Source organism: Chryseobacterium sp. c4a (genome assembly GCF_009900745.1).
GTDB lineage: Bacteria > Bacteroidota > Bacteroidia > Flavobacteriales > Weeksellaceae > Chryseobacterium.
In genome coordinates this window covers 1-12453 of sequence record NZ_WXVU01000025.1, presented here as the reverse complement: position 1 = coordinate 12453, position 12453 = coordinate 1, and the positions used below count along the sequence as shown (strand labels likewise).

At 33.3% G+C, this 12453-nt stretch carries 19 protein-coding genes and 1 tRNA gene; 10 read left to right on the top strand and 10 right to left on the bottom strand.

Annotated elements, in window-relative coordinates; genetic code table 11:
* Positions 1-32: 32 nt before the first annotated feature.
* A tRNA-Ala gene (locus tag GTR01_RS23135) sits at positions 33-106 on the top strand.
* A 187-nt stretch (positions 107-293) separates the two neighbouring features.
* On the opposite strand, the gene GTR01_RS23130 is transcribed toward GTR01_RS23135, so the two are convergent.
* A complete protein-coding gene (locus tag GTR01_RS23130; RefSeq protein ID WP_160140083.1) occupies positions 294-590 on the bottom strand; it encodes a hypothetical protein in 297 nt (98 codons plus the stop codon).
* Between the two features lie 133 nt (positions 591-723).
* On the opposite strand from GTR01_RS23130, the gene GTR01_RS23125 reads away from it, so the two are divergent.
* Together GTR01_RS23125 and GTR01_RS23120 are read left to right on the top strand one after the other, a co-directional pair.
* The gene (locus tag GTR01_RS23125) at positions 724-1284 is read left to right on the top strand and encodes a hypothetical protein (RefSeq protein ID WP_160140082.1); all 561 of its coding nucleotides are present in this window, start codon (positions 724-726) and stop codon (positions 1282-1284) included.
* Positions 1285-1495: 211 nt separating this feature from the next.
* Complete coding sequence (locus GTR01_RS23120; protein WP_160140081.1) at positions 1496-1672, top strand: bacteriocin-like protein; 177 nt, start codon at positions 1496-1498, stop codon at positions 1670-1672.
* Positions 1673-1766: 94 nt separating this feature from the next.
* On the opposite strand, the gene GTR01_RS23115 is transcribed toward GTR01_RS23120, so the two are convergent.
* Together GTR01_RS23115 and GTR01_RS23110 are read right to left on the bottom strand one after the other, a co-directional pair.
* A complete protein-coding gene (locus GTR01_RS23115) occupies positions 1767-1928 on the bottom strand; it encodes a hypothetical protein (protein WP_160140080.1) in 162 nt (53 codons plus the stop codon).
* A gap of 180 nt (positions 1929-2108) precedes the next feature.
* Positions 2109-2336: a glyceraldehyde-3-phosphate dehydrogenase gene (locus tag GTR01_RS23110; protein WP_160140079.1), complete on the bottom strand. Its 228-nt coding sequence runs from the start codon at positions 2334-2336 to the stop codon at positions 2109-2111.
* Positions 2337-2475: 139 nt separating this feature from the next.
* Here GTR01_RS23110 and yddG point away from each other — a divergent pair, with 139 nt between their 5' ends.
* On the top strand, positions 2476-3372 hold the full coding sequence (gene yddG / locus GTR01_RS23105) for an aromatic amino acid DMT transporter YddG (RefSeq protein ID WP_160140078.1): 897 nt from the start codon (positions 2476-2478) through the stop codon (positions 3370-3372).
* Positions 3373-3404: 32 nt separating this feature from the next.
* Here the strand turns inward: yddG and GTR01_RS23100 are convergent, their stop codons facing one another.
* The 4 genes from GTR01_RS23100 to GTR01_RS23085 form a co-directional block, all read right to left on the bottom strand.
* Complete coding sequence (locus tag GTR01_RS23100) at positions 3405-3902, bottom strand: NUDIX hydrolase (RefSeq protein WP_160140077.1); 498 nt, start codon at positions 3900-3902, stop codon at positions 3405-3407.
* A gap of 172 nt (positions 3903-4074) precedes the next feature.
* Positions 4075-4614 (bottom strand): TetR/AcrR family transcriptional regulator, encoded by a 540-nt coding sequence (locus tag GTR01_RS23095; RefSeq protein ID WP_160140076.1) that lies wholly within the window; start codon positions 4612-4614, stop codon positions 4075-4077.
* On the bottom strand, positions 4614-5114 hold the full coding sequence (locus GTR01_RS23090) for a hypothetical protein (RefSeq protein ID WP_160140075.1): 501 nt from the start codon (positions 5112-5114) through the stop codon (positions 4614-4616). The genes GTR01_RS23095 and GTR01_RS23090 overlap by 1 nt, the downstream gene beginning before the upstream one ends.
* 202 nt (positions 5115-5316) lie before the next feature.
* Positions 5317-6000 (bottom strand): hypothetical protein, encoded by a 684-nt coding sequence (locus tag GTR01_RS23085; protein WP_160140074.1) that lies wholly within the window; start codon positions 5998-6000, stop codon positions 5317-5319.
* A 392-nt stretch (positions 6001-6392) separates the two neighbouring features.
* Between GTR01_RS23085 and GTR01_RS23080 the strand changes: the two genes are divergently transcribed.
* Positions 6393-6773: a hypothetical protein gene (locus GTR01_RS23080; RefSeq protein WP_160140073.1), complete on the top strand. Its 381-nt coding sequence runs from the start codon at positions 6393-6395 to the stop codon at positions 6771-6773.
* 31 nt (positions 6774-6804) lie between these two features.
* On the opposite strand, the gene GTR01_RS23075 is transcribed toward GTR01_RS23080, so the two are convergent.
* Positions 6805-7440 carry a hypothetical protein gene (locus GTR01_RS23075; RefSeq protein ID WP_160140072.1) on the bottom strand — a complete coding sequence of 212 codons (636 nt, stop codon included), beginning with the start codon at positions 7438-7440 and terminating at the stop codon, positions 6805-6807.
* Positions 7441-7593: 153 nt separating this feature from the next.
* On the opposite strand from GTR01_RS23075, the gene GTR01_RS23070 reads away from it, so the two are divergent.
* The 3 genes from GTR01_RS23070 to GTR01_RS23060 all read left to right on the top strand — a co-directional run bounded on the left by GTR01_RS23070 (position 7594) and on the right by GTR01_RS23060 (position 8986).
* The gene (locus GTR01_RS23070) at positions 7594-8166 is read left to right on the top strand and encodes a C40 family peptidase (RefSeq protein WP_160140071.1); all 573 of its coding nucleotides are present in this window, start codon (positions 7594-7596) and stop codon (positions 8164-8166) included.
* Positions 8167-8174: 8 nt separating this feature from the next.
* On the top strand, positions 8175-8501 hold the full coding sequence (locus GTR01_RS23065) for a LytR/AlgR family response regulator transcription factor (RefSeq protein ID WP_160140070.1): 327 nt from the start codon (positions 8175-8177) through the stop codon (positions 8499-8501).
* 110 nt (positions 8502-8611) lie between these two features.
* Positions 8612-8986: a DUF2255 family protein gene (locus GTR01_RS23060; protein ID WP_160140069.1), complete on the top strand. Its 375-nt coding sequence runs from the start codon at positions 8612-8614 to the stop codon at positions 8984-8986.
* A gap of 225 nt (positions 8987-9211) precedes the next feature.
* Here the strand turns inward: GTR01_RS23060 and GTR01_RS23055 are convergent, their stop codons facing one another.
* The gene (locus GTR01_RS23055) at positions 9212-10399 is read right to left on the bottom strand and encodes an MFS transporter (RefSeq protein WP_160140068.1); all 1188 of its coding nucleotides are present in this window, start codon (positions 10397-10399) and stop codon (positions 9212-9214) included.
* Between the two features lie 88 nt (positions 10400-10487).
* Between GTR01_RS23055 and GTR01_RS23050 the strand changes: the two genes are divergently transcribed.
* Both GTR01_RS23050 and GTR01_RS23045 read left to right on the top strand, forming a co-directional pair.
* On the top strand, positions 10488-11336 hold the full coding sequence (locus GTR01_RS23050; protein WP_185155159.1) for an AraC family transcriptional regulator: 849 nt from the start codon (positions 10488-10490) through the stop codon (positions 11334-11336).
* 301 nt (positions 11337-11637) lie between these two features.
* Positions 11638-12219 carry a methyltransferase family protein gene (locus tag GTR01_RS23045; protein ID WP_160140067.1) on the top strand — a complete coding sequence of 194 codons (582 nt, stop codon included), beginning with the start codon at positions 11638-11640 and terminating at the stop codon, positions 12217-12219.
* Positions 12220-12235: 16 nt separating this feature from the next.
* On the opposite strand, the gene GTR01_RS23040 is transcribed toward GTR01_RS23045, so the two are convergent.
* Positions 12236-12453 (bottom strand): integrase core domain-containing protein (locus tag GTR01_RS23040; RefSeq protein ID WP_160136654.1); only part of this gene is annotated, 218 nt, incomplete at its 5' end.

Sequence of the window (12453 nt, the reverse complement as noted above, 5' to 3'; positions counted from 1 at the left end):
TAAATACTTACTTTTGTAATCGTTTTAAAAATGGGGGATTGGCGCAGTTGGCTAGCGCGTTTGACTGGCAGTCAAAAGGCCACGGGTTCGAATCCCGTATTCTCCACTAGTATGTCAAAGAGTTGTAATACAATAATTACAACTCTTTTTTTTATTCTATGAGTGATTTTGATTTACTAAAAATTATAAAAAATATTTCAAGATAAAGAAATACCATTAAAAAAAATAAAATGAATTATTACCTTAATGATAGATATAAGAATTTGGCTTCCTTATTATGAATGTGGTGTTTCTCAAACGGAATTATATATTCCATTAGCTTTCTCTATAGCGAAAATGGTTGCTTGTTCTCTTGTTGGAAATACACGATTGCTTCGTAGAGGCTTAGCCTTATTTATTTCCCAGTAAAAATGAAAGCCATCATAATATTCATTATTTATTGTGATAATAATGGATACCGTATCTAACCACTCTATAATTAAAGCGGCCTTAAACATATCCGCCAGGCTTCCCAATTCATTTTGAGGATACAATAATAGCTTATCTTTCATCCAATTTTCAAAATCTTTTTTGGCTTTTCCAGTTAACATAGTTTTATTTTTTAACATTCTTCATCAGGGGAAAGTTATTAATTTTAGGTATTATTGTCTTTTGTTTAAATCTACATATTGTGAGATATTAAAAATAAGCATATTATTGCAACTAATTACAAAACTAATTTCTATGAAAAAATTACTTTTAGCAACAGCTTTTGCAATGATGTTGTTCTCATGTGGGAGAGAAGAATCTGAATTTCAAAACGAGATTAAAGATACAGGGCTTTTAACAAACATGAATAGCAAAAATTCTAACCTTAATAAAGATAGTAAGGCTGCATTAGGTGGTAATTATATAAATAGACATTATAGCCATTCTCTAATGAAGCATTATTATGGATCTTCTCTTACTCCTATTGGCCAGCATAATTGGTCCTATGAAGGCACGGCGTTTAAAACATCACAAATTGCATCCACTCTTGTTTCTTTAGCGGTATATATAAATCCAAATAATCTAGACTGTGTTATTGCTACAACACAGGCAGAAAGAACTTCTTTGGAAGCAACAGGCTATGTATTTAGAGAGCCTATAGGATACAATTCAAATAATATGAGTGGTAGAATTCCTGTATATAAGTATTACAGATCTTCAAAAGCTGGACATTTTTATACAACCAATATCAATGAATTAGGATGGGGCGGAAATGGCTGGACATATGAAGGAATAGCATTTTATGCTGAACCCTAATTTATTTTGAACATCATATCTTGACTCAATTTGAGCTTTGATTAGTTTTCGATCCCTGGATTTATTCAGGGATTTTGTTTTTCACTATCATATAACAATATAAAAGAACCAGATTATACTCATCAGCTCTTTTGTAAGATTTTTTTTTATGTTAAACCTCTAATTAAAGAATCCTTCTTATATTTAGAGTACAACAAATTAAAATAAAACCATGAAAAATTTCAAAAAAGTTTCAAGAGAAAGTTTAAAAGCAATTAATGGCGGTGGCGGCCGAGAAAATTGCAAACCTCAATTTATGTGGATATGCGAAGCGACAGGGATATGTGGAGTAGAGCCGGGTGCAGAATGTAACTGCTATTGTATTCCTATTATACCACCAACAGCATAAGATAAAATCCCTCAATCTGAGGGATTTGTTATTTTATATCTATATTGAAATAGCATTTATTGAAAAGATTCCTTTATCTATAATAAAAATGAATTTATTCTTCACTTTTAGGCTTAAAGCTTCTTCCCACTCCTTGTCGAAGAAAAGTTATTTTTCCTTGCATCTTTTTTGCTTTTTCAAGAACTTCCAAAGCTTTTGTGCGTTCGTTAACTTTACCAGCGTGTGTTATATTATCCTGACGATCTATTTTTTTCATACTAACAATATAATGAATTTATTTTAAAAAAGCAAATTATTATTCTTGAAATCAATATGTTGTAAACAGGATTAGAATCGTGAACGATTATAATAGCTAAGTTCACACAAATGGGTTTCTGCTAAACGAAGCATATTCCAGGTATTTAATAAAAGATATAGATTTCTCCATTGAGGAATTTTAATGATCCTTTAGGGGAACTTTATCCAATATGGCAATAAAGCTGTTCTTCAAAAGATCGGATGGATAAATAAATTGTTCTCCATCATCATTTCTTACAACTATCGCAGCCTGTTCGTTGTTTAAACACCTGTCAATCTGTTCCTGCATTTCATTAAGTCTACCCGGAAGTATATCCAATGTATATTTTCCTGTAGAATGGGTAATCTGAACGATTTTTTCTTTCATGATTAAAAATTTAATTCTTTCAAAGATACCTTTTTTCCTTTATGTGGGAAGAAATGATGTGATATCATAAACCGTTAAATAAAACTCCAATTTTTACTTACTTTTGTGTTTGATATTCAATACAATCAAAAAATATTTTATGACCCAACCAACCAAAGCTACTGCCATTGGGTTTTGTGCTATTTTATTATGGTCTTCCATTGTGGGACTTATCAAAGAAGTAAGTCATTCTTTTGGAGCAACAGCAGGAGCAGCCTTAATATACACAGTGGCTTCTGTGTTTTTGCTTCTCACAATGAGATGGGTACCAGTATCAAAATTTCCAAAGAAATATCTACTACTAGGGGGATTGTTGATGGTTTCTTATGAACTGTGTTTAGCTCTTTCTATTGGATATTCTACAAATAGCAGACAGGCTATTGAGGTAGGAATGGTGAACTATCTTTGGCCAACATTCACAATGGTGGCAACAATCCTTTTTGCCCATAAAAAAGCAAATTGGCTGCTGGCTCCGGGAATTATACTTTCCATGTTGGGTATTGTCTGGGTATTAGGCGGGGAACAAGGATTGAATCTCTCTCAGATGCTTGAAAATATTAAAACCAATCCTTTAAGTTATGGATTGGCTTTTATCGGAGCTCTGTTATGGGCTGCTTATTGTGTAGTAACTGTACGTATCGCCAATGGAGTAAACGGAATAACCTTATTTTTTATGATGGTAGCGGTTGCTTTATGGGTAAAATATTTAATCCTTGGTGATTCAAGTGTGATGCAGATCAACTTTTCTTCCATCATATTTCTTTTATTGGCTGCATGTGCTATGGGATTTGGATATGCAGCCTGGAACATTGGTATTTTGGGTGGGAATGTTACCATTTTAACCGGAGCATCTTATTTCATTCCCGTTTTGTCATCAGCATTGTCTTCCATTCTGCTATCTACCTCATTGGGGTTGTCTTTCTGGCAGGGAGCAACAATGGTTTGTGCAGGTTCCGTACTTTGTTGGTTGGCTACAAGAGAACGCAGTATGAAGTAGTAAGGAAGAGTTTCTTTCTTTGAGTATAACTCTTATTTTACCTCCGGAAGCTGGATATTTTCAAATTCCTCATTCATTGAGATAAGGTTCAGATCCTCGTCATAGTCAGCACTCAATGCAAAAGGTTTGTTTTCCAGAATATATTTATAGATATACCAATCCGTTTTGGGAGTTGGCACATGGAGTAAATCTTCAAAGGAAATCCATTTTAAAGTCCCTTCGTTACATATTGGTGGTTCTATATAATCAATTTCGGCAATATAAACGTAGCTAATCCAGTTGTACTTAGTAGGAGAAGTCTCCGTCAGCATTCCACAGAATTTCATGGATTGAACTTCAATTCCTGTTTCTTCAAAGGTTTCTCGAATGGCTGCCTCTAACGGATTTTCAAACGGGTCAATTTTTCCTCCAACCGGGGTGTAAGTGTCTTTATTGGGCTCTTTTAATCTCTTTAGTAATAAGAAATCATTTTGATGACGCAAAATGCAAAGGGTTGCAACACGTTTTATTCCAACAGGTATTGTATTCATGATAGGATTTTTGACAAGAATAAACAGGAACTTAATGATAAGATAATACTTTTGTGATCCTGTAAAATCAAAGATACAAAAAAGAGCTATTATTTCCCTTCGTTATGAGGCTTTAGGGCTTTTTATTATGAATATTTTAATAAAAAAGACTGATCTCCGTCAGTCCTTTTTATTATTTAATTTGTTTTAATAGTGTTTGAATATTAGTAGCAGGATTAATGGCTAACAAAAATAAGATCCCTTCATATTTGGCAATAATCTGAGTGGCTATTTTTTTTGATTTTTCTGTATTATCTTTTGCATGAGTCAGCAGATACTCCAGATGAGTATAAAATTTGTTTATTTCTTCTTTGAAATGGGGAAGAATGGTAAAAGCTTCAAAATACATAATATAGTAGGCAGACATTCCATTCTCTGTGATAGATAAGATTTGTGGGATAAATCCTAAATAGAAGTCCTGAATTTTTTCTTCAATATTCTTTAAAGTTAATTCAGCTTTTGAATACATATTCCAATCAACAGACTGATAAAATTGCAGAAAGTAATGATCTATGACTTCCTTATAAAGCTCATTCTTGTTTTTAAAATGATGATAAAATGCTCCTTTAGAAAATCCTGATGCTTCAACCATTTGCTGCATGGAAGTGTTGTGGAATCCTTTATTGATAAATAGCTGATAAGAGACTAATAATATTTTTTCTTTTGTATCCATTACTTTTCTGTCATTGCTGCATGAGTGGCAAAGATAATAATCCCTAATCCTATTACAATAGCAATTGCTATGAACCCATATAAAGATTTTGAGAACCCGGTTATATTTACTTTGTTTTTAGACTCTTTCATCTTCCTTATCGTGTAGAATATCAAAGGAATAGATAGAATAGTTCCCAACGTCTCTAGTATTAGCAATAAAATAGGCATTGGAGAAGGAGATTGAGGAAAAATACCAGCCAAATCAATAGTATATACAATACAATAACTGATCCCACAAAACAAAGCAATGCGATAAGCCCAGCCATATTGTTTATTGATAAAATAAACTAAAAATAGACTGACAATTCCCAAAGCTGTCAGAAAGCTGTTAAATATTCCCAGGATAAGAGGTGAAATATGAGAGAAATCTCGAGATTCAATAAATCCACCAGGAATCATAAACGTTAGATTTACTGCAGATAAAATAAGCAGTGCATTAATCAATTGGCATGTCTTCATAATCATATATTTTAAATACCGACCGTTCGGTATGTAAAACTATGAAAATAATTTGATCTTCCAAAATTAACTAACCATCAATTCAAAAAACTTAATAGGAGAGGGATATCATGAAATGCTTTGTTATTTATAGAGAAAGCAATTAAAAACCCAGAGAAAGAATATCTATCCCTGGGTTTATTAATTTGTTTTTGAATGCTTACTATAAACTTCTGGAGCGTGCTACAGAAAGCAAATATATCAGGTGAGCATACATATTTCTTTTTACAGATTCTATCTTTATATTTCCAGTGGTTTGGTTAATAGTTGTTACCAGATCCGTATTGCACTGTCCAACAAAAGTGCCGCTTCCTAAATAATTTGCAGAATTAGCAACTGGATAAGAAATTCTTGGATAATCCGGTGCTGTTTGATTGGCAACAGCAGCTGTATTTGAAAAACCTTTATTATCAACATATTTTGCAGTCCATGTACCTAAGAATTGTCCGTTACCTGTATTAATAGTTTGTCCTACTACAACTTGTGTATCTACAGGATTTGTAAACCCAGTACATGAAGTATAATGATTTAAAGAAACGGTACAGGAAGAAGCATTGTCTCCAGGCTGAAAACATTTTCCTTCATATATTGTTAGTCTTTGGTCAGTTGCAGACATGGAAGTATTTAATAAAGCCTTAGGAGAAAAAAGCTCTTCAGGAGAAATGAGCATCAGAACTCCCTGTGCATCAGCAGCAACAATTTTATTGTCAGGATTTGAAAGGTTTCTTACTCTTACAGATCCGTTAACGTCCAATGTACTTGTGGGGGATGCAGTGTTAATTCCAACTTGTGCACTTGCGAAACTACACAAAGCAAGTGCTGTCAAAAAAAATGTTTTTGTTTTCATGGTATTTTTTAAATACGTTTAAATTTTTCACTAATATAGGAAATAAGTAATGAATGAGAATAAAAATCTAATTAAAAATATGTTACATCTAAATTTATATTACAATAATGTATAGTTAAATGAAAATTTTAAATCCATGCTTTTAGATATTAACTCAAAAATTAAGGTTCGCTATTTTGTTTGAAAAATATTTGTATTTTAGCCGGAATATGTTGGTTTTTAATAAACATATTGTCCACTAATTAAAATTCAGATAATTTGAATAAAAAATTAGTAGATTTGCACGGAATAAAAAAATAATAAATATTAAGCTCATTCTCTATGACAGGAAATTCTTTAATAGAATGGAATAGAGGATAACAGGATTTTTGGGTTATAAAACTACTGAAACTATGAAGAAACTTTTTTTACTTTTACTAACAGCATTTTTGTTTATCGGTTGTAGCTCTGATGATAATGAAACGGTCTATGATTATGTAGGAACATGGTCAGGAACCTACGAAGGAGGTGATAAAGGAGTATGGAACTTTGTAGTCGATAAAAGAGGGAAAGTGTCAGGAACAATGCATTCTGATGTTAGTAATGAAAACTTTAATATTTCCGGTAATCTTAATAATACAGGAGATCTGGTGGGTACAGTAGCTCTTCCGTCAAAAGGAGAATTCAAAGGAAAACTTAATCTGGATAAAAAAGGAAACGGAAGCTGGTCAAACACACTTCCAACTCCCGCTCAATATGGAACCTGGAAAGGAGAGAAAGATAAGATAAAATAAAAAAAGCCTGCAGTTTTGCAGGCTTTTTTATTTATACAAAACCCATTCGGGAAATTTCATCACATTCATTTTTCAACACAATAAAATAAAACAGCATACCTTCTTTGGGGAACTGTTCCTTGAGAGCTACTGTATCTTGAGTCAAAGAAATATTTTCCTCACTCTTATCTACCGTATAATTTTCTGCATAGAGACTGATTGTAATTATTGTTGCACTTTTCGTCTTATACCCTTCTTTTACATAAAGAACTCCGTCTCGTTGCTCAATACCTGTTGCTGCATTTTCTATGTCACCAAACTGAAAAGTTTTAAGGAGCTTTTTCCCTTCTTCAGTTTTAAGTCCGTTTACAACCGTACGTTTTCCTCTTCCGGAAATCAGATCCAAATCTTTTATTTCAGTCATCAGCTTTGCAAATTTCTGATAGAGTAGGGCATCTCCTGTTTCTTTCAAATAAGGATCCAGACTACTTCTTATGATCTTTCCCATTTTTGAACAATGCCCGAACTCAGAACTATTCTGTCTTACTTTTTCATAAGATGGATCCTTTTTAAAAGCTGTTTTATTAAATCCGCTTTTCTTCCGAACCACATTTTTACCGTTCAGAGTATAAAAAACAAGGTCACCTACAGCGCCTTTGATCTTGATGAGACTTTCATATGTTGCCATATCGCCAAAATTGAACCCAAATATAGCAATAAATAACAGAATTCAAAATTTTAACATATATTTATCATATAGTTGTAGTATAGTTATATCATAATTAAAATATAAAATGTATATTTGTGCATCAATCGTTAATCAAGTAAAAATCAGACGAATATGGGATCAGGATTATTTGAAAAAAAATTGAGTATAAAACAGCTTTCTGTATGGCTGATTGCTTCTGCTTTTGTAGTGTCTTGTGGATCTTCTAAAAATGTTTCTTCCAATAAGAAATCAGGCTCCAAAACCGTAGCGAAATCTGAAAATCTCAGGAAGCTGGATTCTAAGTTTGATGGAAACGTATCAAGATCCATTAATGATGTTTTAAAAGATGCAGAAAAATATCTGGGGACACCTTACCGTTTCGGAGGGAATACGTCTTCGGGTTTCGACTGCTCCGGATTCACCGTAAAAGTTTTTGAAGAAAACTCCTTTAACCTTCCAAGAAGATCTTCCGATCAGGCTGAAGCCGGTAAAAATATTGATATTAGGGATGTAAAACCCGGTGATCTCTTGTTTTTTGCTACAGCAGGAGGAAGCAGAGTTTCTCATGTCGGAATTGTTCACGATATTGGCCCGGATGGTGAAGTGAAATTTATTCATGCCTCTACTTCAAAAGGAGTCATCATTTCATCATTGAACGAAAAATATTGGAATAAAGCTTATCTTCATGCCCAAAGAGTTTTATAACAACTTTCATGGAGAATCGGTCATTTGCTTTTATTAAAACAGACAAAAAGCTGGTAAAGCTTTTTTTTAAAGACATCAATGTCATTAAAGGTCTTGGAAACTATGTAGAAATTCATACCATAGACCAAAAAAAGTACATCTATTACCGAACACTCAAAGATCTAATCGAAAGCCTGCCGGAAGAATTCATGCGGGTTCATAATTCGTATATCGTCAACTTAACCAATATTGAATCTTTCGAAGATAACCAGTTATTATGTGGCAGTTTAAAAATAACTGTAGCCAAAAGCTATAAAGACTGTCTTCTTGAAACCATTAGTAAAATGATGCTCTAAAAAGTTAAGTTACATTGATAAATCCACCAAATACATATCATATTTGTTACCCTGCATAAAAAAGTTTTTATTCCCTTTTCCTTATGATAGTTTTGCAGAAACTTTTCAACATGAATAAAAACAAAGCTTTAGATTACATTAAAACCAATAACCTTATCGGAATAAAAGCAGGATCTGAACGCCCAGGTTTCCTGGAAATCTGGATGGTAATTGTACAAAACCGTATTTTTGCCAGATCATGGGGGCTGGCCGAAAGAAGCTGGTATAATACTTTTCTGGAATATCCGACAGGACAGATCCAATGTGGCAATACAACATACAACATAAAGGCAGTAATTCCTGAAGATCTGGATCAGCTTACAGAGGAAATAAATCAGGCATATCTTACAAAATATAATTTCGGACAAAATAGCAAGTATGCAATCGGAATTATTGAAGATAAACATATTGAAAGAACCATGGAATTTACTATTTGTGATGAATAATAAGCATAATCAGGAGTAAATCACTATCCTCATGTTCAAATTCAATAGAAATGGGCTTTAGCCCATTCAATAAAAAATTACCCGGTTCATTGGCTTTAGCCAAAACTTAATAATGAAACGCAGGGGAAACGGATCCTATCATACTCCCTATGTATGATCCATATAAAAAAGCAACTCATCTAAGATAAGTTGCTTTTCTTTTTAAAACATATAATACATTATGGATTAAGTTTGTTCACAAACTGGTGTTGCAAGTTTATTGTGTTCAGTTTTCTCATCTTCTGTTATATTTTTAGGAAAAGAAAAGAAGCTTAATAAAAATGTAGCTGAAAGAAGTAAAATGCTTACCGCAAGAACATACTGAACACCATAATAGGCGCTAACGATTCCACCAAGAAATGCCCCTAATGAAATTCCGATATTAAAAGATGATGTAAGCAGGCTGTTTACAAATTCCAAAACATGATGAGGAATGTTTTGTGTGGTTCTGATATTGCAAACCAAAAAACCACCTGTATGAATCATTCCCCAAAAAGAAACGATGATGATCATAGGAATAAAAATCCCACCAAGGAAGTAGGCGAGTATCTGTACTGTAATGAGCAAAAGTAAGAATAATCTTGTTGTTAATTTTACATTACGACTTAAAGCGATTCCCATAAGCCAGTTTCCAAGAGTTCCCATACCCCCGAAAAGAAGCAGCATTATACTGATTTGTGCACCATTCATTTTGGTAATTTCCTCAAGATAGGCGGTAAGATAGGTGTAACTGGAGAACATGGCTGCCAACGTACCAATGGTTGAAATCAAATTGATCCACAAAAGTGGATTTTTTAGTATGGTTAACTGATTCTGTCCGGATTTTTGTTTTTCAGCAGGTATAGAAGGAATGAAAAGTAATAATCCGATAAAAGCAATTAAACTAATGGCACTGCTTAGGAAGAATGAGGCTTTCCAATTATGAAAAAGATCTGCTGCATACGTTGTCATCGGAATACCCAGAACGGTAGCAAGACTTAATCCAAGCATTACGGTAGATACTCCTTTTGCTCCCTTTTCTTTAAAGGCAATGGCAATGGAGATATTCCAGAAAAGCGGATGTAGTATTGCGGGCAGTATGCGGGCAATCATGAGGGTGGTAAAGTTGGTGGAAAAAGCAGAAATTAAATTTGAAATTACAAATATGCTCATAACCAGGCACAAAAGGAGCTTGCGATTTATTTTACTGGTAAATGAGGTGATAAAAGGAGAGGAGACGGCAACCGTTATTGCAAAAGCACTCAGTAACCATCCTGCAGTATCTATTGATACTCCGAACTGTCGGCTTATTGTTGGTAAGATGCCCACAACTCCAAATTCGGTGGTAATAATGCCAAAAGCTCCTAGCGCCAGGACATAAATTGATCTTTTCATTGATTTAAAAAATTTTACTGTAGCAAATTTGAACAGAAAAAATGTAAAAAATCAGTATATTTCAATGATAAATAAGTACTTTTACCACATGAAAAGAGAAAATATAGATCAACTGGTAAAGGTAGAATATCATGTTACCGAAAATTGTCCTTTAAAAGGGAATCAGTATTCCTTTTTTCAGATTATATATGTTATTTCCGGAAAAGGTTCCTTTATGATCAATAATAATATAGCTTCTTATAGCAAAGGCAGCTTGATATTACTGACTCCTGATGATAAACACCATTTGGATATTGAAGGAAAAACTGAACTTTTACTGGTGAAGTTCAGTGAACGTTATGTAAAGGATTATAAATGGAATAATATCAATTCAATAGGGTGCTTATTATACGGTGCTTCTTATCTTTCAGGATGTATTTTACAGAATAAGCCGGATGTGGTTTTGGTAGACTCTATTGTAACATCGCTTCTTCATGGTTTGAATCATCCGGATCTGTATCAGGATGAGTTAACACTACATTATGTAAATGCATTGATTGTAATTGCCGCAAGAAATATTTCAAAAATGCGGGTTGAGCATGCAGCATCCAATACTGATAAAAGAATAGTAGATATTATTAATTATATCCAGGGAAATATTCACGATCCGGCACTTTTAAAAGTCTCTGTAATTGCTCAGAAATTTGGGCTCTCAGAAACCTATCTTGGCAGCTACTTTAAAAACCATTGCGGAGAAACTATCACTCATTATATCCTGAATTATAAATTAAGACTGATTGAACATCGGCTACTTTTCAGTGATATGCGAATCAATGAAATTGTAACGGAGTTCGGTTTTTCGGATGAGAGTCACCTGAATAAATTCTTTAAAAAGCAGCATCAGATGAGCCTGACAGAGTTTAAAAAAACAAACGGATATGTTAAATCTATAGTGTAGATGAATTTTCCATACTGTTGATAATGAAATGATTAATGTAATATTTATTCGATAGAAACGGGCTTTAGCCCGTTTGCATTAAAAATGAAATTCCACTGGCTTTAGCCAAAAATTAGAAAATATCTACATTTTCAATTGTCATCTTCAATGGGAATGAAATTTTTAGAAAGATGACATTGTTATTGGTTGTTTTGTGAAACAGATCTGTTTTATGAGATGAATTGTAAGGGTAAATAAAAAGAAATTATTGCAATAGTATTGCATGGTAAAACATCTGAAATTTGCCTGAAACAACATAACTATGATAGATTTTATCAGATACTTTATTCCTCTTTATTTTATTCTGTTTTTTTTCGTTTCATTTTTGGGAATCAGTGTAGCTGTAGCAAAGAGGATTGGCAAGAATCCTAACGTTTTACCAAAAGAAGATTCTGCGTACGCATTAGTTGGCAGGTATTTCAAAATAATTCTGACCGTCTTATTTATCTATACAATATTGCCTTTAGGGTCTCCGGGTGTAGAAGAGGCTTTCAAAATAAACATGTTAAGTTCTGTGCTGTTTCAGTATTTCGGAGTTGGGTTGATGCTTCTGGCTTTTATTTGGGTAGTAATTGCTCAAATTCAAATGAAGGATTCATGGCGCATAGGTATAGATAAAAGTATAAAAACCGAACTTATTACCACTGGATTATTTCAATGCTCTCGAAACCCCATTTTTCTCGGAATGACGCTGAGTCTTATTGGTTTTTTCTTTGCTTTTCCCACTGTGATTGCATTCTTTTTATTCATCATCGGGAATATTTTAATGCAAATTCAGATTCGTCTGGAAGAAGAACACCTGCAAAGACAACATGGTTCAGTTTATCTTGCTGAGTCGTCCTAAAATAGGTTGACATAAATTAAACAATATTTAATCCGGAGAGATATTTTATTTCTTCGGATTTTTTATGCACTTTATCTGGCGTTTCCATATTAAGACTTAAATGTGGTCTTTTAGTATTATAAAGATAAATACTTTCTTTTACTAATAAGTTTAGATCTTGAATATTCTTTGTTTTAGAAAAAAGGAATTCTTGTTTCAATATTCCATTAACCCTTTCTGCTAGCGCATTTTGAT

Coding starts and splice junctions, on each gene's coding strand:
- GTR01_RS23090 (WP_160140075.1), bottom strand. CDS start 5,114: ATGAAGACATGCCAATTGATTAATGCACTGCTTATTTTATCTGCAGTA.
- GTR01_RS23110 (WP_160140079.1), bottom strand. CDS start 2,336: ATGAAAGAAAAAATCGTTCAGATTACCCATTCTACAGGAAAATATACA.
- GTR01_RS23080 (WP_160140073.1), top strand. CDS start 6,393: ATGAAGAAACTTTTTTTACTTTTACTAACAGCATTTTTGTTTATCGGT.
- GTR01_RS23065 (WP_160140070.1), top strand. CDS start 8,175: ATGGAGAATCGGTCATTTGCTTTTATTAAAACAGACAAAAAGCTGGTA.
- GTR01_RS23125 (WP_160140082.1), top strand. CDS start 724: ATGAAAAAATTACTTTTAGCAACAGCTTTTGCAATGATGTTGTTCTCA.
- GTR01_RS23100 (WP_160140077.1), bottom strand. CDS start 3,902: ATGAATACAATACCTGTTGGAATAAAACGTGTTGCAACCCTTTGCATT.
- GTR01_RS23130 (WP_160140083.1), bottom strand. CDS start 590: ATGTTAACTGGAAAAGCCAAAAAAGATTTTGAAAATTGGATGAAAGAT.
- yddG (WP_160140078.1), top strand. CDS start 2,476: ATGACCCAACCAACCAAAGCTACTGCCATTGGGTTTTGTGCTATTTTA.
- GTR01_RS23045 (WP_160140067.1), top strand. CDS start 11,638: ATGATAGATTTTATCAGATACTTTATTCCTCTTTATTTTATTCTGTTT.
- GTR01_RS23075 (WP_160140072.1), bottom strand. CDS start 7,440: ATGGCAACATATGAAAGTCTCATCAAGATCAAAGGCGCTGTAGGTGAC.
- GTR01_RS23120 (WP_160140081.1), top strand. CDS start 1,496: ATGAAAAATTTCAAAAAAGTTTCAAGAGAAAGTTTAAAAGCAATTAAT.
- GTR01_RS23055 (WP_160140068.1), bottom strand. CDS start 10,399: ATGAAAAGATCAATTTATGTCCTGGCGCTAGGAGCTTTTGGCATTATT.
- GTR01_RS23050 (WP_185155159.1), top strand. CDS start 10,488: ATGAAAAGAGAAAATATAGATCAACTGGTAAAGGTAGAATATCATGTT.
- GTR01_RS23095 (WP_160140076.1), bottom strand. CDS start 4,614: ATGGATACAAAAGAAAAAATATTATTAGTCTCTTATCAGCTATTTATC.
- GTR01_RS23070 (WP_160140071.1), top strand. CDS start 7,594: ATGGGATCAGGATTATTTGAAAAAAAATTGAGTATAAAACAGCTTTCT.
- GTR01_RS23115 (WP_160140080.1), bottom strand. CDS start 1,928: ATGAAAAAAATAGATCGTCAGGATAATATAACACACGCTGGTAAAGTT.
- GTR01_RS23060 (WP_160140069.1), top strand. CDS start 8,612: ATGAATAAAAACAAAGCTTTAGATTACATTAAAACCAATAACCTTATC.
- GTR01_RS23085 (WP_160140074.1), bottom strand. CDS start 6,000: ATGAAAACAAAAACATTTTTTTTGACAGCACTTGCTTTGTGTAGTTTC.